The organism is Ferrimonas sp. YIN67 (assembly GCF_057219095.1).
In genome coordinates, this window is the sequence record NZ_JBXVVJ010000006.1 from 276674 (window position 1) to 296252 (window position 19579).

The 19579-nt window shown below is 58.5% G+C and carries 14 protein-coding genes; 13 read left to right on the forward strand and 1 reads right to left on the reverse strand.

Annotated features, from left to right (window positions below; all coding sequences use genetic code 11):
• Positions 1–146 precede the first annotated feature (146 nt).
• A complete protein-coding gene (locus tag AC2D8U_RS14460; RefSeq protein ID WP_484619780.1) occupies positions 147–5126 on the reverse strand; it encodes a S8 family serine peptidase in 4980 nt (1659 codons plus the stop codon).
• Between the two features lie 704 nt (positions 5127–5830).
• Here AC2D8U_RS14460 and AC2D8U_RS14465 point away from each other — a divergent pair.
• The 13 genes from AC2D8U_RS14465 to AC2D8U_RS14525 all read left to right on the forward strand — a co-directional run bounded on the left by AC2D8U_RS14465 (position 5831) and on the right by AC2D8U_RS14525 (position 19171).
• Entirely contained in the window at positions 5831–6781 is a 951-nt protein-coding gene (locus AC2D8U_RS14465; RefSeq protein ID WP_484619781.1) for a LysR family transcriptional regulator, read from the forward strand.
• A gap of 153 nt (positions 6782–6934) precedes the next feature.
• Positions 6935–7360 (forward strand): autonomous glycyl radical cofactor GrcA, encoded by a 426-nt coding sequence (locus AC2D8U_RS14470; protein ID WP_484619782.1) that lies wholly within the window; start codon positions 6935–6937, stop codon positions 7358–7360.
• Positions 7361–7552: 192 nt separating this feature from the next.
• On the forward strand, positions 7553–9118 hold the full coding sequence (locus AC2D8U_RS14475) for a FadD3 family acyl-CoA ligase (protein ID WP_484619783.1): 1566 nt from the start codon (positions 7553–7555) through the stop codon (positions 9116–9118).
• A 246-nt stretch (positions 9119–9364) separates the two neighbouring features.
• The gene (locus AC2D8U_RS14480) at positions 9365–10276 is read left to right on the forward strand and encodes a VOC family protein (RefSeq protein ID WP_484619784.1); all 912 of its coding nucleotides are present in this window, start codon (positions 9365–9367) and stop codon (positions 10274–10276) included.
• Positions 10277–10294: 18 nt separating this feature from the next.
• Complete coding sequence (locus AC2D8U_RS14485; protein ID WP_484619785.1) at positions 10295–11185, forward strand: CoA transferase subunit A; 891 nt, start codon at positions 10295–10297, stop codon at positions 11183–11185.
• Positions 11186–11211: 26 nt separating this feature from the next.
• Positions 11212–12027: a CoA-transferase subunit beta gene (locus AC2D8U_RS14490; RefSeq protein WP_484619786.1), complete on the forward strand. Its 816-nt coding sequence runs from the start codon at positions 11212–11214 to the stop codon at positions 12025–12027.
• A gap of 11 nt (positions 12028–12038) precedes the next feature.
• Entirely contained in the window at positions 12039–12923 is an 885-nt protein-coding gene (locus AC2D8U_RS14495) for an enoyl-CoA hydratase (RefSeq protein WP_484619787.1), read from the forward strand.
• Positions 12920–14014 (forward strand): NAD(P)H-dependent flavin oxidoreductase, encoded by a 1095-nt coding sequence (locus AC2D8U_RS14500; RefSeq protein ID WP_484619788.1) that lies wholly within the window; start codon positions 12920–12922, stop codon positions 14012–14014. Before AC2D8U_RS14495 ends, AC2D8U_RS14500 begins: the two co-directional genes overlap by 4 nt.
• Positions 13998–14762: an enoyl-CoA hydratase family protein gene (locus tag AC2D8U_RS14505; protein ID WP_484619789.1), complete on the forward strand. Its 765-nt coding sequence runs from the start codon at positions 13998–14000 to the stop codon at positions 14760–14762. The genes AC2D8U_RS14500 and AC2D8U_RS14505 overlap by 17 nt, the downstream gene beginning before the upstream one ends.
• A gap of 28 nt (positions 14763–14790) precedes the next feature.
• Positions 14791–15957, forward strand: coding sequence for an acyl-CoA dehydrogenase (locus AC2D8U_RS14510; protein WP_484619790.1), 1167 nt, complete (start codon positions 14791–14793; stop codon positions 15955–15957).
• Positions 15958–15969: 12 nt separating this feature from the next.
• Entirely contained in the window at positions 15970–17025 is a 1056-nt protein-coding gene (locus AC2D8U_RS14515; RefSeq protein WP_484619791.1) for an acyl-CoA dehydrogenase family protein, read from the forward strand.
• Between the two features lie 67 nt (positions 17026–17092).
• A complete protein-coding gene (locus AC2D8U_RS14520) occupies positions 17093–18241 on the forward strand; it encodes an acetyl-CoA C-acetyltransferase (RefSeq protein WP_484619792.1) in 1149 nt (382 codons plus the stop codon).
• A gap of 54 nt (positions 18242–18295) precedes the next feature.
• Positions 18296–19171, forward strand: coding sequence for an SDR family oxidoreductase (locus AC2D8U_RS14525; RefSeq protein WP_484619793.1), 876 nt, complete (start codon positions 18296–18298; stop codon positions 19169–19171).
• Positions 19172–19579: the final 408 nt, after the last annotated feature.

Below are 19579 nucleotides of genomic sequence, written 5' to 3' on the forward strand. Positions count from 1 at the left end.
TGAAGGCGCCGCTGCCGGACGGCTAGGGGGCTTCCCTGCCTCACGCTGCCAGGCCGCTCCCTGCCCCCCGCATCCGGCTGTGCGAAAACATTAGCACCAAAAAAAGCCGCCCCGAAGGGCGACTAGGTCAGGGAGAAATGCTTCTCTTAGGCGTAACGGCGGCGCATGCCAGCCAGGCCTAGGAGTAGCAGGGCGATGTAACCGAGTGTACCGCCGCTGCTCTTTGGCTTATCGACGCCATCAGAGGCGACACTCAGGGTAAAGGCTGTTTGGGTGCTGTCGGCGGGATTGCCAGGATCGTACACGGTGACGATCACCTCAGTGTCACCAAACCAGTGCGCATGCGGCGTCAGAGTGAAACTCATGCCGTTGATCTCGGCACTGGCATTGGCAGCCGACACTTCCAGTGCCAAGCTTCGGCCCAGGCCGTGGATGGCATCAACTGAGATGGAGTCACTGGTGCTGTTTTCCTCCATGTTCAGATCCGCCAGGGGGAGCACGGAGATGTTGCCTGCAACCGTCAGAACAGATTGGCGGGTTTGGCTACCGCCATTGCTGATGCTTGAGGTCACGGTCAGTGCATTGTCTTGATTGACAGTGTTGTAACCGACACGAGCATCGAAGCTGAGGGTCATCTCCGTTACCTCAGGGCCTTGGTAATCGGCACAGATCACCATGTTGGACTGGATTTTGCCTGCCTCATTGTAGGCGTATTGATCTACGTTCCAGCCATTGACCGGCGCCAGGAAGCCACGGACGCCCTGATAACCTTTGATCCCGACTGTGGTCTCCTCTTCGTAGGTTCCGTCGAGATCGGCGTAGGCAAAGTAGACTTCGTGGGCGTTGGGGCTGAAATCCAACTGGCTGGCGGCGATCACCTGGAAGTTAAAGGATTCGCTGCGATCAACATAGTCCAGCGGTTCACCACAGGGAAGACCGGGAATGCAGGGCATGGGAAGATCGAAGGACGGAACAATCGGTGGGGTGCCGGTATCCTCTTCAGGCAGATCGACGTGCATGTTCTTCCACTGCACAATCAGGTAACGGTCGTCGTAGACCCCGGCGGCGTAGATCCCGTTGACGATGGTTTCACCCTCTTCATTGCGCATCTCGGCTTCCGGTGAACGCCCTCGACCATGCCAGAAGGGGGACAGGATCAGATCCTGGACCGGATACCACTCCAGATTGAAGTTGCCGGCCTCGGCTGGCACGGCCTGTGCGTCGAATTTGAGCATGCCCGAACCGTAGATCTGGATCTGGTTAAAGGTATCTTTCTTCTCGACGCCATACAGTGGGATATGAGGGAAGTAGTTATCCGCGCCTTCGACATCGCTGATCTCGAAGAACTCATTATCCAACTCACCAAATCCGGGCAGAGGGTTAAAGCGGTTACCATTGCCGTCATACAGCTGTGACAGATCGACATAGTCCGGGAAATCCTGGAAGGGCAAGCGACACATGGCATCATCCAGGCTGGTGCTGTAGACGTAATGGCGAGGCTCGTCTGCGGAGGAGCGTTGACTACCGCTCAATACCAAGTTGTTACCATCGATCAAGAGACGATCCAGGGCATATTCGCTACCCTGGATGCTGTCAGGGATCAGCGTCAGGCCCACGGGCAGTTCGATACGCAGATCGATATCCCGTTCCCCACCCAGAAGGTTGGCGGCTTGAGTAATCTTGTAGCTGACGATATCCCCTACCTTGGCAATATCACGGCTCTGACTGATCTGAACATCGTCAGCGCCCCGTTCGAGCCGCACCCCCATGCTGCCAAGCACTTTGGGGTTGTAGGGATCCGTACCCAGCTCGATCAGACCGTAGTAGATGTCGCCCACCTGGGCATCGGGCAAATCGTAATTGAGCCCCAGCTGATAGGGGGTGACGCCGTCCACTGAGGCCGGAGCCTCCACGGTCAGGTTAGCTGCAGTGTTATCGCCGATGACGGCGATGCTGGTGGTGATCGAGTACTGGGTGGTCGGGTAGGTATTGTCGCTCATCGGCTCGTAGTTGCCGATCAGCATCCAGTAGGTGCCCGGCTCAGGATCGTTGATGGCGCAGAAATCGCGCACACGGCTCCAGGAGTAACAGATCGCTTCATTTTGCCAGTCAATCAGCCCATCCGCGTTGATGTCCCGGCCCAGATCGATGGCGGAGGCATAACGAATGTAGGGGTCTTCATCACTGATCTCGACCACCAGACGCTTGGTGCCTTCCGGTACCTCGAAGAACCGATACCCCAGACCAACGGCATCTTCCGGTGGCAGGCCAACGGTGGAGAAGACCTCATGATAGGTGTTGGCGCTGAGCTGGTAGGTCGTCGTATCGCCCTTGATCAGCCCGTAGGGAGAGACGGTCAGATCGGGGGCATCCCGAGTCACCATCTGCGGAGAAAGTACTTCCCCTTGGTTTCGGCCGACACGGTTTTCGGTGGCATTCGGTACACCACCTGAGTCGTAATCAACGATCACGGGCAGAGCTTGGGGGACCGAGTTACTGTTGCTAGGGATCAGATTGACATGGCCAAACAGGGTGATTAATCCGGTATCGCCCCCCACCACTTCGATATGGGGAACCGTGGCCTCGATCACCAGTACCTGAGACTGGCCCGCCTCTAGGCTGAAGTTGGCCGGGGAGACCTTGAGTTTGAGCAGATCAACCCCCTCATTGAGGATCTCTTCGGTTTCCACCGTCCAGCTTCCTGCTTCAGCCGCAGTCACGGTACGGAACCAGGTGCAGGTTCCGAAACAGTTGCGATCGACCATATAGGGGGTGTTCAGGGTGCGAACATCGCCCCCGGTCTTTGGATTTGCCACGCTGTAGGCGTCGACGCTTTCGTCCATCAGCAGGCCGGCCCGCACCGCTTTCGCAATATTGATCACACCGGCACCGGCCTCATTGAGATTGCTGCTGTAGATCTCTCCGTATTCACTCTGGGCGAGGGTTACCGGCTGCGCGGTGGAGATCAGGGCGGACTGGATCTGGGCTGGCGTCCACAACGGATGGGCGTTCTTGAGCAGGGCCATGGCGCCAGCCACATGGGGCGAAGCCATGGAAGTGCCGCTGATCGCAGCCCAATTCATGCCGCCGCCTTCAAGGGTAAACAGACGGTCATTGGCGTAGGCGGCCAGGATATCCACCCCCGGGGCGGCTAGCGTTGGCGCCATGGTGTTGGGGTTGGTTTCGCTTGGTCCGCGTGAGGAGAAGCTGGCCAGAACGTCTGCGGGTTGATCTTCGACATGCAGGTTGGAGTCCGTGATGGTAGCGCTGCCCCAATCAAAGCGCGTATCCCGCCAGGCAAAGATCTCCGAGAAGCTATCCCAGCTGATGTGGGCGGCGGCAATGGGGTAGTGGATATCGAGCAGTTCGCTTGGATCTCCGGGCTGATATACATTGCTCTGATCATTGAAAATGACGATCCCCAGACCACCACCGGCCTGCACATTCTGCGCCTTGTAGATCAAGGGTTGGGCATCGGCCCCTTGAACACGCTTACACAGGACGATGGGGGCGATGCCATCGGTCAGAGCGGCCAGATCCTGATTGAACATCTGGTCACAGGTTTCGTTGCCAAGTTCGGCGGCGTTCACTATGGGGCCGGTATAACCGACCGAGATCCCGGCGGCTTGTATCGGATTTTGAAGCTCAGGAGTTGGATTCGGGAATCCGGTTAGGATTTTGGGATCAAAGGCGATGGCGCGTCCATGGGTCGTGGCCGCGACCGTTGTGACCCAGGGAGAAACGTGATCCATCCAGTAATTGCCGGCATTGCCGGCGGAGGTTGCTACGGCGATCCCGGCTTCCCGGGCGGCTAGGAAGGCCAGCTCGGTGGGCGACTCCCAGGGAAGCCGTTCTGCGCCACCAATGGAGTAGTTGATCACATCAACACCATCGGCAATGGCATCTTCAATGGCGGCAAGGGTGACGCTTTCCGGACAGCCCGCATAAGGGGCATTTCCACCGCCAGCCCAACACACCTGGTAAGAGATGATGTTGGCGCGGGGTGCGACGCCAGAGACACGAGGAAAGACCAGGCCGGAATCCACGCCTTGAATATGGTTGCCGTAGCCCTCTTCAGTGAACTGATAGGGCACATCATAAACGACGTTACCGGCAGCGGTTGAGGCTGTGTGGGAGCCGTGGCCATTGTAATCGATGCCCACGGGGGGACGAACCGGGCCGTTGGCCAGGTCTTCGTAAAAGACCGGATCGGAATAGGTGTCCGTGATCTCGCTGTAGGAGCGGATCCCCACCAACTTGTCATTACACAATTCTGCGTAGTCACCGATGGCACAGTCACCTTTGTAGACGCCGGTACCAAAGGGATTATTGTGGGTGTAGCCGTCAGCATCCGTTGCCGTAAAGGAGGGGTGATCCGGGTTGATCCCGGTATCGAGGATCCCCACCAGGATCCCTTCTCCCTGGTAGGCCAAGCCGTCATGGGTACCGCTGCCGGACCAGATCGGGCCTGCACCTATGTGCTCGGGACCGACGTCGGTATGCAGTTCAAGGATGGTAGAGCGGGTGACGGCTCGAACGCCGGGAAGCTCTGCAACCTGGGCCGCTTCATCCTGGGTGAGGTTCAGGGTCATGCCGTTAAACGCCAGGTTAAAACGTTTGATGGGCATTGCCGGGATGCGTGACAGTTGATTGATCTGACTGAGCACCTGATCTTGTCGGCTGGTCAGGTGCTGAATATAGCTCTGGGTCGCCGAGCTGGTGAGGTCAAGCCGCTTAGGGGCATGACTTGTCATGGACGTTGGTGCGAGTCCGAAACGTGATTGACGTGAGGTGGCTGCCAAGTTGGCGATCTCGCCATCGTAGGTGGCAACGGGTTTCTCGACCAGCTGAACGATATAGGTTTGTGGCCCGATCAGATCCTGTTCGTAATGGAAGGGAACTTTGTCCTTACCTACCCCACGGTGAACGTTAGCCCCGGCAGTGGTTGGCCGGCTGCTTTGGCTGGTTTGTTGGGCTAACTTGAGCGACTCCTGTTGCTGTTGAGGCGCGAAGTTGATGCTACGAAGTGGTAGCAGGCTATTGGATTCAGTTGCCACTCCCGACGCGGCAACGGCCGCAGCATAGAGTGCGGCCGAGGTTGCTATGGCGAGTTGTTTTAATTTCACGTTAGACACCCTTAATACCCCGGTGGGGCTCCCTGGTTTTGGAAAGGAGTGAGGATCCATTCGACTCTTTTGGTCAATTGTGTGATCCCTCTGGCGTAAGGTCGCCAAGGGTTACAATAGGGTTAAGGATGTGTTAGTACAAATGCATATCGCGATCTGTTGCTATGCATGGATGCTATGAAGTTCTTTTGTATTTTTGGGCCACGCCTTTGTGTGTCTAACAAACTATTGATATTCATCGATTTAAATTTGGTCCTGAACTATGGTGATGAATATCAGGATGAGTTTGATCCGCATGTGTTAGTTAATTTTTGTGTATAAAAGGCATCATAAAATGCGAAAGGGAGCGATCTTAGCCGCTCCTGGGCACAGTGACTTTTTCCTTTTCGTCAGCAGCCCTGTATGCATAAAGCGGCGTCTTAAGCCCCTGGTATCCAGACGGAATGAGAATTGGCAGCTCGAATTCTGTGCCCCCTTATTCTCGATGATAGGCTTAAGTACAAGATAACCTGATAAATCATTCGAATATTGCATGGATATTCAGGGCGCATTTGTTCCCTTGTTGTTGACTGGGTGCTGCCTGTGTGGATTGCTTCTGATAACTAAAGTTATGGTTCTGGCCATAAAAATGTTACCCATCTATAAGACGTGGGCGATTGGCGCTGCCAAGGAAATGCCCCAAGAACGACGAAGAGTAGGAAGCTATGCGCACCAGTACGATGGAGATCCGCCACTTAAGGCACTTTTTGATGTTATGCCGAAAAGGCAGTTTCAGTGGCGCGGCCGAGGCCTTGAACTTGAGTCAACCGAGCCTGAGCCGAAGCATTCAGCGCATGGAAGAGCTGCTGGACGCTAAGCTGCTGGATCGACAACGCAGCGGTGTGGCCTTAACCCCCTATGGTGAGTCAGTCCTTCGCCATGGTGAGCGGATCCTGCGGGATGTACGTCAGCTCAGTATGGAGTTGGAGTTGATGCAGTCCGGCGACTGGAGCGAATTGGCCCTGGGCGCCAGTCCTATTCCAGCGCAAACTCTGATCGGACCGATCCTTGGGGATCTGACCCGTCAACACCCGACACTGAAGCTGGATCTTCGGGTCGATAGCTGGCGTCGCAACCTGGCAAGACTCGAGTCCGGTGAGTTGAATTACTTTATCGATGAAGTGGAGGCGACGGGCTTGATGCAGCACGAGGCGCTGGATGTGGTTCCCCTGACCCCTATGCCGGCATTGATCTGCTGTCACCCCCAGCACCCCCTGCTTGCCCGTGCTCAGCTGAGCCTGAGCGATCTGCTTCAATACCCACTGGCACTGCCACGCAATCTGCCTAATGCCTTTTTGGAAAAGCACATCTCCGGCCTCAGTCTTGGGCCCTTGGTGTCAGGTCGGCGGATCATCCGGTTTGATCAGTTCCTGGCAGTCAAACCCGCCCTGTACGACAGCGACACGCTGGCCCTGACTCCACTGGCTGCGGTTCACCAAGAGATCACTGAGGGGGAGTTACGGATCTTGCAGGTCAAGGAGCTGGAGCAGATCCCTGCTCGTTACGGGATCGTGGCGCTCAAGGGACGTACTCAGCCTCCGGCCGCCCAGAAGCTGATAGAGGCTATCCTTGCGGTCTCTGAAGGGATTGGCCGATCCGCCTCTAGCCTCCTTTAACCTTAACTGTGTTGTGGAATTAAACTGGCTCATGCGTGGGTGATGAGTGATCGCTGTTGTTTGTGCGAGGGCGCTGTTAGGGTGTGTGACATACATCACGCACCCGGTGCGAATTGAGGCCCGGTTCCATATTGAGCACAGTAGAGGCAGATCATGATCCAAGGTATCCAAATCACCCAGTCTTCCAACGCCAACCTGGTTAACAGCATTTGGCTTATCGACGAAGAAAACCAACAGGCACGCTGTCTGGCAGCAAAAGAGCAGTACGAAGCGGATCAGGTTGTTGCCCTGGCTGAGTTGGGTGAGTATGAAGCCCGCGAACTGAACATTCAGGCACCGCCGCAGCGCGAAGGTGGCCAGCACCTGAACGTGAACGTGCTGAAACAGGAAACCCTGATTAAGATCATGGAAGCTCGCGAGCGCGTTGAGAAAGGCGAAGCCAGCAACGATGACTACAATGTGCTGTCCGATAATGCTCAGTTGACCATTCGTGTTTCCGGCTATGCCGTGCGCTTTAACGCTCTGACTCTGGAGCAGCAAAAAGACGTTATCACTCGGACCTTTACCGCATCCCTGTGATAACATCTTTGGTGCGACGTTCGAGTTAGCGCCAGAGCATCGTCGAAAAGGCCACCCTTAATGGGGTGGCCTTTTTGTTTTCTCCCCTTTGATGGCTGATCGTCAGGCGCGGTAGTCTCATCAGACGATGATGTCAGGCGTCGTCAGGCGCCAAGATCCCAGAAGGAAGTCACTACCCTGCAGGGAGCCCCCATGTCTCACCCTCACCCATCCGAGATCCGGACCATAGGCCGGATGATCTCGGCCGCCGCCGCGCATTATGGCGATCGGATCGCCATCGACGATCATGGCAAGATCCTTTCCTACGATGAACTGGATCGCCTGCGTTGCCAGGCCGCCAAGGCACTGCTTGCCAAGGGGGTTGAACTTGGCGATCGGGTTGCGATCTGGGCGCCTAACCTGTGGGAGTGGATTATCGCCGCCCTGGGCGCACAGACCATAGGGGCGGCGCTGGTGCCTCTCAATACCCGGATGAAGGGATCGGAAGCCGCTTATGTGCTCAATGCCAGTGGTGCCAAGTTACTGGTTAGTATTGGCGACTTCCTTGGAAAAAATTATCCCGACATGCTGGCCGGTGAAGATCTGCCCCAGTTGGCTGAGATCATTGAGCTGCGCAGCGGCGACCAGTGGCAGGCCTTTCTCGATGGTGCCGTGGCCATCGATGATGGGATCCTGGCAGAGCGGTCCGAGTCGGTCACACCTCAAGTGATGTCGGATCTGCTCTTTACCTCGGGGACTACAGGAGCGCCCAAAGGGGTGATCACTGGGCATGGACAGAACCTCCAGGTGATCGCCGATTGGAGTGGGGTGGTGGGCCTGGAACCCGGGGATCGCTATCTGATCGTCAATCCTTTCTTCCACTCCTTTGGCTACAAAGCCGGGTGGCTGGCCGCCCTGATGCGGGGGTGCACCATACTGCCGCACCCGGTGTTTGATGCCAAGGCGATCCTGGAGCGGATCCACCGGGAGCGGATCCAGGTGCTGCCCGGACCGCCAACCCTGTACCAGTCGATCCTGGCGGATCCGGAGCTGGATCATTACGATCTTTCCAGCCTCAAAGTGGCGGTGACCGGGGCGGCAGCCATTCCGGTTAGCATGATCCACCAGATGCGTGATCGACTCGGCTTCGATCGGATCTTGACCGCCTATGGCCTCACCGAGGTGTGCGGCTTCGGGACCATCTGCCGGGCCGGTGACGATGCGCAGATCATCGCCAATACTTCGGGGCGGGCCATGCCCGGCGTCGAGGTGCTGTGCGTCGACGCCGCAGGTAATGAGGTGCCCCGGGGGGAAGCCGGCGAGGTGGTGGTGCGTGGGCCCAACGTGATGCAGGGTTACTTTAATGATCCCCAGGCTACGGAAGAAGCCATTGATCCCCAGGGCTGGCTTCATACCGGTGATATCGGGGTGATGGATCCTGCCGGGAATCTGCGCATTACCGACAGGCTCAAGGATATGCTGATCAGCGGGGGCTTTAACGTCTACCCGGCGGAGATCGAAAATGCCCTGTGCCACCATCCACAGATCGCCCAGGCGGCGGTGATCGGCATGCCTGATGAAAGGATGGGGGAGTTGCCCATGGCGTTTGTGATCCCCACCGGCGATGCCGACTTGGATGAGGCGGCGGTGATCGCCTGGAGTCGTGAGCAGATGGCCAATTACAAGGTGCCACGCAAGGTGGTGCTGGTGGATGCGCTGCCCCTCAATGCCTCTGGCAAGGTGCTGAAGTTTGAGCTGAGAAAGCTGGCCGCCCAGTAGATGGGCGGAGTGAGAACAACGGGCCGAAAGGCCCGTTTTTTGTGTCGCATTGCCTCGAACGAACGACTCATCTTATTGGCCGCTAAGCCCCGTCCTGACTGCGTTAGTCCCATTGGACGATGAAGCTTTGGCCCTCAGAAGATTAAATCGGTAGGTATGAAAAACCGGCTCTGCGAGACGACAGCAGATCGCCGGGCAGCCCTCAAACCGGCCGCTCAAACGGGCCAGATATAGGAAGGACGGAAGATGGACATTCGTGGATTGGGTTATGTGATCGCCGATTGCACCGACATCAGCCAGTGGCGTGAGTTTGGTACTCAGGTACTGGGCATGATGGAAGCCCCCAATACGGCGCAGAGCGCTCCGGACGGTGAGATCTTGTTGCTCAAGATGGATGAGCGCCCCTATCGCATCATGGTGCGTCAGTCTGAGCGGGACGGCTATGGGGCTTCAGGTTGGGAATTGGCGGGGCCGCAAGCCTTCGAGCAGGCCCTGACCACGCTGGCCCAGGCCGATGTACCGGTAAGCCGAGGCACGGCGGAGCAGATCGCCCAGCGTCAGGTGCAGGATCTGGCCATCTTCCAGGATCCCGATGGCAATACCCATGAGATCTTCTGGGGCCCGGCCCTGGATTTCGCCCCCTTTATCTCTCCGGTGGGCGTCAAGGCCTTTATTACCGACGGCCTGGGGCTGGGCCATACCGTGATGCCAGCGCCCAGCTTCGATAAAGGGGTTGAATTCTATACCCAGGTGATGGGTTTTGGCCTGTCGGATCTGATGACGGTGACCTTTACCGACGACCCCGCCGAACCCAAAAAGCGTCTGCACTTCCTCCACTGCAACAATGGTCGTCACCACTCCCTGGCGATCTTCGAGTGTCCCATCCCGTCCGGCTGTGTCCATATGATGCTGGAAGTGCCGGATATGGACGAAGTGGGCCGGGCAATGGATCGAATGAACGCCCATGGCGTCAAGCTCACCGCGACCCTGGGTAAGCACACCAACGACAAGATGGTGTCCTTCTACATGCGCACCCCCTCCGGCTTCGATATGGAGTACGGCTGCGGTGGCCTGGTGGTGGACTGGGATACCCACACCACCTTTGAAAGCACCGTTGTGAGCCACTGGGGTCACGATTTTAGCGTAGGCCATCAGTAAGGCCAGGAGCACTGCACAATGAGTATCGCGAAAAAGAACAAGCAGATGAGCGCGGCCGATGTGGTCAGCCAATTGAAAGATGGCATGACCATCGGTATCGGTGGCTGGGGTCCAAGGCGCAAGCCGATGGCGCTGATCCGCGAGATCCTGCGTTCGGATCTGAAAGATCTGACCATCGTCGCCTACGGCGGTGCCGATGTGGGCATGTTGTGTGCGGCAGGCAAGGTGAAGAAGTTGGTGTTTGCCTTTGTTTCCCTGGATTTCATCCCGCTGGAGCCCTACTTCCGTCAGGCCCGTCAAACCTCGGCCATCGAGGTGATGGAGATTGATGAGGGGATGATGCTGTTGGGCCTTCGCGCGGCGGCTTGGGGTTGCCCCTACATTCCGACCAACCTGGGGTTGGGCACCGACGTCATCAAGGTGAACAAAGATCTGAAAGTGATCGACAGCCCCTATGACGACAAGGAGTGGGTGGCGATGCCGGCACTGAAACTGGATGCTGCGCTGGTGCACGTGGATCACGCAGATACCCGGGGCGTCTGTCAGATCTCCGGTCCGGATCACTACATGGACGACTGGATGGTACGCGCCGCCGACCAGGCGTTTGTCAGTACCGACAATCTGGTGGAAGCGGATCACTTCGCTTCCGACGCCGCGGCCCGCACTGTCTTGTGGGAGCGCAGTCTGACCACAGGTGTGGTGCACATTCCCGGTGGCGCTCACCCCAGCTCCTGCGCGCCGCTGTACGGCTTCGATGTGGCCCACTTTAAGGCTTATAACGCCTCCGCCAAAGAGGGTGGTTTCGAGGGCTACTTCAACGCCTTTATCAAAGACAAAGACGAAGCCGAGTACCAGGCCGCCGTGGGCGGGCTGGATGCCATCCTGCAGCAGCCGCTGCCGACTTACTAAATACAACCGACACAGGAGAGATAACCATGAGTCAGGTTGCAACAGAGTACACGTTGGCGGAGCTGATGATCGTCGCTGCCGCCGAAGCTTTTAAAAACGATGGCGAAGTGCTGGCCACCGGGATTGGCGTTCTGCCTCGCATCGCCGCCAGTCTGTCGATGCTGACCGACAATCCGGATCTGATGATGACGGACTCCGAGGCCTATCTGCTGTCCGAGCCCAACCCGCTGGGCGCTCGTGGCGAGGATTTCGTGCAGAAGAACGAAACCTGGATGGGCTTCTCGCGGATCTTCGACAATGTCTGGAGTGGCAAACGTCACGCCATGGTGGGGCCAACCCAGATCGACCAATACGGTCAGGCCAATATCTCGGCACTGGGTGGCAGCTATGCCCAGCCCAAGGTGCAGATGCTGGGAGTACGGGGTTTCCCCGGCAACTCCATCAGCCACGCCAACTCCTTCTTCGTTCCCAGCCACAACCCCAGGGTCTTCGTCGAGGGCGAGTGCGACATGGTGGCCTCCATCGGCTACAACCCGGCGCGGCTGCCCAAGGGTTACCAGCTGGATGATATCGACATCCGTTTGGTGATCACCGACTTGTGCGTGATGGATTGGAAGGGCCCGAACCATCAGCTGCGCCTGATCAGCCTGCATCCCGGGGTGACCCAGCAGCAGGTGATTGACGCGACCGGCTTCCCCATCGCCATCGCCGAGGAAGTGGTGGAAACCCCCGCACCGACCGAGGCCCAGCTGGCGATCATCGCCAAGATGGATCCCCATAACCTTCGGGCTCGACAGCTGAAGGATAACCCCCCTGGCGATCGCCGCCTGACGGCAGCATAAGGAGCAGGACGATGGACACCCAATCAGTGGAAACGATCGATGACGTGGTGCTGTATGAAGTGCGTGATCAGGTGGCCATCGTCACCATGCACCGCCCCGAGTACAACAACGCCCAGAACTCGAGAATGACCTACGCGCTGGATGCTGCGTTCAAGCGCGCCTGTGACGACAACCAGGTCAAGGTGATCGTGCTGGCGGGTTCGGGTAAACACTTCTCTGCCGGACACGATATCGGTACGCCTGGGCGGGATGTGGATCAGACCTTCGAGCGCACCAGCCTTTGGTACGATCATACCGACAAGCCCGGTGGCGAGTTTCTCTACGCCCGTGAGCAGGAGGTCTACCTGGGGATGTGTCGCCGCTGGCGGGACATGCCCAAGCCCACCATCGCCATGGTGCAGGGCGCCTGTGTGGCCGGTGGCCTGATGCTGGCCTGGGTGTGCGATCTGATCATCGCCTCCGGTGACTCCTTCTACGCCGATCCCGTGGTGCGCATGGGCATTCCCGGTGTGGAGTATTTCGCCCACGCCCATGAGCTCAATCCTCGTATCGCCAAGGAGTTTCTGTTCCTCGGCGAGCGGATGAAGGCGGATCGTGCCTACATGATGGGCATGCTCAATAAGGTGGTGCCCAGAGACGAGCTGGAAGCCGCCACCCTGGATGTGGCCAATCGCATCGCCCAGATGCCGCGTTTGGGCTTGCAGTTGACCAAGCAGGCGGTCAACAACGCCGAGGACAACATGGGCAAGCGCAGCACCATGGACATGGTGTTTGGGCTGCACCACTTTGCCCACGTACACAACGAGCAGGTGTCCGGCGACCGACTGGCGGGTTTCGACGGCAAGAAGATGGCTGAGAGTCAGCGCAATCAAGCCAAAGAGGAAGCGGGCTCATGAGGTATTCCATGCAAACCCGGCTGACCGAGCTGCTCGGTTGTGAATTGCCGGTGATCCAAACCGCCATGGGCTGGGTCGCGGACGCCAATCTGGTGGCGGCCAGCTGTAACGCCGGTGCGTTTGGCTTTCTGGCGGGGGCGACTATTGAGCCACACCTGCTGGAGCAGGCGATCCTCGATACCAAGGCGAAAACCGACAAGCCGTTTGGCGTTAATTTCCATATGTATCAGAGCAACGCCAATGAGATCGTCGAGTTGGTGATCAAGCATGGTGTGCGCGCGGTCAGTTACAGCCGGTCGCCGGGCAAAGCGATGATCAAACAGCTCAAGGATGCCGGCGTGGTGTGTATCCCGACGGTCGGTGCCCTCAAGCACGCCATCAAGGCGGTGGAGCTGGGCGCCGATGCGGTCACCATTCAGGGGGGCGAGGGCGGCGGTCACACCGGTTCGGTCCCGACCTCGATTCTGTTGCCTCAGGTGGTGGAAGCCCTGGATGTGCCCGTGGTGGCGGCGGGCGGCTTTAAAGATGGCAAAGGCCTGGTGTCGGCGCTGGCCTATGGCGCGGAAGGGATTGCCATGGGCACCCGTTTCCTGATGACCCAGGAGAGTCCGGTACCCAAGGCGACGTTGGATCGCTACGTCAGCTCCAAAAGCCCGGCCAACATCATCGTCAGCCGCGCCATCGATGGCATGCCACAGCGGATGATCATGAATGAATTTCTCGCCCGTTTGGAAAAGGCCAGTGGCCTGCAGCGTTTGATTTTGGCGATGAAAAGCGGGCTGGCCTATCGCAAGCACAGCGGCATGAGCATCGGCCAGATGATCAGCGCGGCGCTGAAGATGCGTGGGGAGGGCGAGATGACGGCGGCGCAATCCATCATGTCAGCCAATGCCCCCATGGTGATCCAAAAGGCCATGGTGGATGGCAAGCCCGCTGACGGTGTCCTGCCCGCCGGTCAGATCGCCGGCACCATCGATTCCCTATTAACCTGCGAACAGCTGGTGAGCAGCATTGCCGCAGAAGCGCAGCAACGACTGGATGCCCTGTGTGCCCGTAAAGTTCAAGGACAAGACTATGACCAAGCCATTTAACGTCAACATCGAAGCGGGCATTGCCGAGCTGGTGTTTAATCACCCGCCGGTCAACGCGTTCAGCTCTCAGGGCTGGGCGGATATTGCCGCGGAAATTGAAGCGCTGGGCAAGAATGATGCGGTGCGCGTCATTATCATCGCCGCCGAAGGGCGGGGGTTCTGCGCCGGGGTGGACATCAAGGAGCTGGCGAAGGACGACAACCTTATCGTCAAGGTCAACAAGGGCAATTACGACAGTTTTGCCGCCATTCACCTAAACCCCAAGCCGGTGATCGTGGCGGTACACGGGTTCGTGCTGGGCGGGGGGATCGGCATTTCCGGCGCGGCGGACATCATCGTGGCTTCCGAGTGTGCCACCTTTGGTGTGCCGGAAGTGGATCGCGGCGCCATGGGGGGCGGTGCGCACCTGCAGCGCATGTTCCCGGTGCAGAAGGTGCGTTACATGTACTTTACCGGTGAGATGATTGATGCCCAGGAAGCCTACCGTCTTGGGGCGGTGGAGCGGGTGGTACCTCGAGCACAATTGCTGGAGACGGCCCGTGATATCGCCGCAAAGATCGCGGCCAAGAGCCCAGCGATGATCGCCCTGGCCAAAGAGGCACTGACCGGCATTGAGGACGGCGATCTGGAAGCCAAATACCGCTCCGAGCAAGGCTTTACCTTAGAAGCCTATCGGGTGGCCGACTCGCAGGAAGCGCGTGATGCCTTTGTGCAGAAGCGCGACGCGCAGTTTGAGAACAAGCAGTGACGCTATTGGAACGCAGAGGGAGACGGCCATGGATCTGAATTACACACAAGAGCAACAGGCATTCCGTGCGGAGGTGCGTCAGTGGCTGGAGGCGAACGTTCCCAGTGAGCCATTGGCCTCATTCGACACTGCGGAAGGCTTCGTGCAGCACCGTGAATGGGAAGCGAAGCTCAATGAAGGGCGTTGGGGCATGGTGACCTGGCCCCGGGAATTGGGCGGTCGCGGCTGCGATCTGATCCAGTGGCTCATCTTCGAGGAGGAGTATTACCGCAGCGGCGCGCCAATGCGGGTGAACCAGAACGGGATCTTCCTGCTCGGTCCCACCCTGATGGAATACGGCACCGAAGCACAGAAAGCGCGTTTCCTGCCGAAGATGGCCACCGGTGAAGAGGTGTGGGCCCAGGGCTGGTCCGAGCCCGGTGCCGGGTCCGACATGGCGGCCATCCGCTCCAAGGCGGAGCGTCAGGGCGATCACTACATCATTAATGGCCAGAAAACCTGGTCGACCCGCGCTGTGTGGGCCGACTGGACCTTCGGCATTTTCCGCACCGATCCGAACTCCAGCCGTCACAAAGGGCTGACCTTTATTCTGGTGCCGCTGGATGCGCCGGGTGTGACGGTGCAACCGATCCCTCAGTTGGACGGTCTGCCGGGCTTCGCCGAGATCTTCTTCGATAACGTCAAGGTGCCGGTGGAGAATGTGCTGGGCGGTGAAAATAATGGCTGGAACGTGGCCATGTCCACCGCCGGTTTCGAGCGGGGTTTGATGCTGCGCTCGCCGGCCCGATTCCAGGAAACCGCCCGTCGCCTGGTTGAGCTGTATAAGGCCAACCAGGAGAGTGCGGATCGCGATCCGGCCATCGGCGAAGCGGTGATGCGCGCCTATCTGGATGCGGAAGCCTATACCCAGTCCACCTATATGACGGCGTCGCGCCTGATCAAGGGCGGCAAGATCGGCCCCGAGTCTTCCACCAATAAGATCTTCTGGTCCGAGCTGGATCAAAGCATGCACCAGGCGGCGATGAGCATCCTCGGTGCCCGTGCCGAACTGTGGCCTCACGCGCCACAGGCGCAGGGCGTCGGCAAGTGGCTGGACGGATTCCTGTTTGCCCAGGCCGGGCCGATTTATGCAGGCACCAACGAAATTCAACGCAACATCATCGCCGAGCGCATGCTTGGCATGCCGCGGGCTTGAGGAGGATCGGCCATGGACTTTACCTTTAATGACGACCAGCTGATGTTCCGCGACAGCGTGAAAGCGTTTCTTACCAACGAGATGACACCGGAGCACATCCGCAGTTTGTGGGACACCGACAGCGGTCGCTCTCCCGAGTTTTGGCCCAAGCTGGCGGAGCTGGGGCTGACGGCGATGACCGTGCCTGAGCAATACGGCGGTCTGGGCATGGATGCTCTGGATTTTGTCCTGCTGGCGCAGGAGTGTGGCTATGCCGCCATGCCGGGTGTGCTGGTGGAAACTGCGTTGGTGGCGATCCCGCTGATCGCCGAGTTGGATGATGCCCACGATGGCTTTAAGCAGGATTGGTTGCCGCAGATCGCCGAGGGCAGCGCCCGGGTTGCGGTGGCGCACCCGGATAATCTGTTGGTGGCGGATGCACATATGGCGGATCTGCTGCTGCTGGCCCATAACGGCGAAGTGCACGGTGTGCCAGCCGCCGATGTGACCCTGGAGGCCAATGCCTCGGTGGATCCCAGTCGTCGTCTGTTCAGTGTGCAGTGGACACCCAGCGATGCCACCAAGCTGGCGGATGCAGAAACCGGTGCGCTGTTGTGGCAAAACGCCTTTAACCGCGGCGCCTTGGGCGTGGCCGCTCAGCAACTGGGCCTGGCAAAGCGCATGATGGACGTCACCGTCGATTACACCTATGAGCGTAAGCAGTTTGGCAAGCCGGTGGGCTCGTTCCAGGCGGTGAAGCACATGATGGCGGATGTGGCGGTGAAGGTGGAGTTTGCCCGTCCGCCGTTGATCAAAGCGGCTTACGACATCGCCAACGGGGAGCCTTCCGCGGCGTTGGCGGTCTCCCACGCCAAGCTGGTGGCCTCCGAAGCGGTGCGCGCTGCCGCCAAGAACGGGATCCAGGCCCATGGCGCCATGGGGTACACCTGGGAAGTGGATCTGCAGATCTTCATGAAGGCGGGTTGGGCAATGGACGCCAGCTATGGCGATCAGGGCACGCATAAGGTGCGGATCAAGTCCGCCATCCTCGCAGAGGGTGCCGCCTTAGGGGCCGGTGCCAGTTTTTAATCCGCCCCTCTTCTTATATATGTAGCAGGCCCGCCCAATGCGGCGGGCCCGATAAGGAATATCAAACATGGCTGAAGCTTATATTGTGGACGCGATCCGCACGCCGACCGGACGCCGTAAGGGTGGCTTGGCGCACATTCATGCCGCCGATCTTGGCGCCCACGTACTCAAAGCGATCGTCGAGCGTAATGGCATCCCCGATGCGGATTATGATGATGTGATCTTCGGTGCGGTGGATACCATTGGTCCCCTGGCCGGTGACATCGCTCGGACCTGCTGGCTGGCGGCCGGACTGGATGATGCGGTGCCGGGCACCACCATCGATCGCCAGTGCGGTTCGTCGCAACAAGCCGTGCACTTCGCCGCGCAGGCGGTGATGAGCGGCACCCAGGATGTGGTGATCGCCGGTGGCGTACAGACCATGACCCAGATCCCCATCTCCTCGGCGATGATCGCCGCCGAGCCCATGGGCTTTAGCGATCCCTTCACCGGCTCCACCGGCTGGGTTGAGCGCTACGGCTCGACGCCGCCAACGCAATTCAACTCGGCCCAGATGATCGCCGACAAGTGGGATTTGTCCCGAAGCGAACTCGAAGCCTTCTCGCTGGAATCTCACCGCCGAGCGCTAACCGCCATTGAGTCCGGCCGATTTGAGCGGGAGATCGTGCCGCTGGCGGGCGTCACCACCGATGAGACCCCGCGCAACACCACCTTGGAAAAGATGGCCGAGCTGGAGCCTTTGTTTGGCTGCGATAAGGTGACGGCAGGGGTGGCATCACAAACCTGTGACGCGGCCTCGGCGATGTTGATCGTCTCGGAGAAGGCACTGAAGCAGTACGGGCTCAAGCCTCGCGCCCGCATTCACCACATCAGCGTGAGAGCGGAAGATCCTATCTGGATGCTGACGGCCCCCATTCGGGCGACGCAATACGCCTTGGATAAAGCGGGCATGACCCTGGATGAGATCGATCTGGTGGAGATCAACGAAGCCTTCGCTTCCGTGGCGATGGCCTGGCTCAAGGAGACAGGCTATCCCCACGAGAAAACCAACGTCAATGGCGGCGCCATCGCCTTGGGGCATCCTCTGGGAGCGACCGGCACCAAGTTGATGACCACCTTGCTGCACGAGCTGGAGCGCACCGGTGGCCGCTACGGCTTGCAGACCATGTGCGAAGGCGGCGGACAGGCCAACGTCACCATCATCGAACGCTTATAACGGACAGTAAGGGGAAGGGCCCGGGTGCCCTTCCTCTATATAAGGAGTAATACCATGGCAATTTGTCAGGATCGCGTCGTCATCATCACCGGCGCCGGGGGCGGCTTGGGTCGTGCCTACGCCCACGCTTTTGCTGATGCCGGCGCCAAAGTCGTCGTCAATGACATTAACCTGGAAGCGGCGGAAGCCGTGGTAGCGCAAATTCGCGATAACGGCGGTGATGCCGTCGCGGACAGTCACGACATTACCAACTATGAGCAGTCTGCCGAGATCGTTAAAGAAACGGTCGAACGTTACGGCGATCTGCATGCGGTGGTCAACAACGCCGGTATTTGCCGGGACCGCATGTTCGCCAGCTTGAGTGAATCAGACTGGGATGCGGTGATCGCCGTCCATCTCAAAGGTCACTTCTGTATCACCAGCCATGCGGTGCAATACTGGCGTGCCCAAAGCAAAGCGGGTAACGCCGTGAGCGGTCGTATCATCAATACCTCGTCCGGCGCCGGACTGCAGGGCTCCATCGGACAATCCAACTACGCCGCAGCGAAAGGCGGTATCGCCTCCTTGACTCTGGTCCAAGCGGCCGAGTTGGCACGTTACGGCATTACGGCCAATGCGTTGGCCCCCGCAGCCCGAACCGGCATGACCGAAGAGGTGTTTGCCGACATGATGTCAGCCAAAGAGGGGGCCTTTGATTACTACGCGCCGGAAAACGTTGCCCCGCTGGTCGTGTGGCTGGCGTCGGATGCGTCTGCCCACATCAGTGGCAAAGTGTTTGAAGTGGAGGGCGGTAAGCTGTCCATTGCCGATGGTTGGCGCAAAGGGCCGGAGCAGGATAAAGGCGATCGCTGGCTGCCGGAAGAGATCGGTGCGGCAGTGGATACCTTGGTTGAGCAAGCTGAGCCTGCACAAAAGGTCTATGGCAGCTAAACTGTTTGGTCTGCGGTACAAAAAGTGCGCATAAGCGCACTTTTTTGTGGATAGCTCTGGGGATAAGCCGGTATACGCTGGGGCTTTCGCCAGTCAGACAAAAAAGCGCTAAAAAGGGGTTGCGGGAAAAGTTCGCCTCCCTATAATGCGCATCTGTCGACGGGGCACAGCAACTTAACCAACGCGGTTAACGAGCAGCTTGGTCAACAAAACAACGGTTGAAAAGAAAGTTGAAAAACAGACTTGACGACCGCGGCGGATTCACTAAAATACGCCACCTGCTTCGGCAACGAAGCAATGCTCGCAAGAGCAGCTCTTTAACAATTTGTCAGACAATCTGTGTGGGCACTCACGTAGGATTGAGAAATCATCATTTCTTAATGTTTACTGAGTGACTATACGAAATTC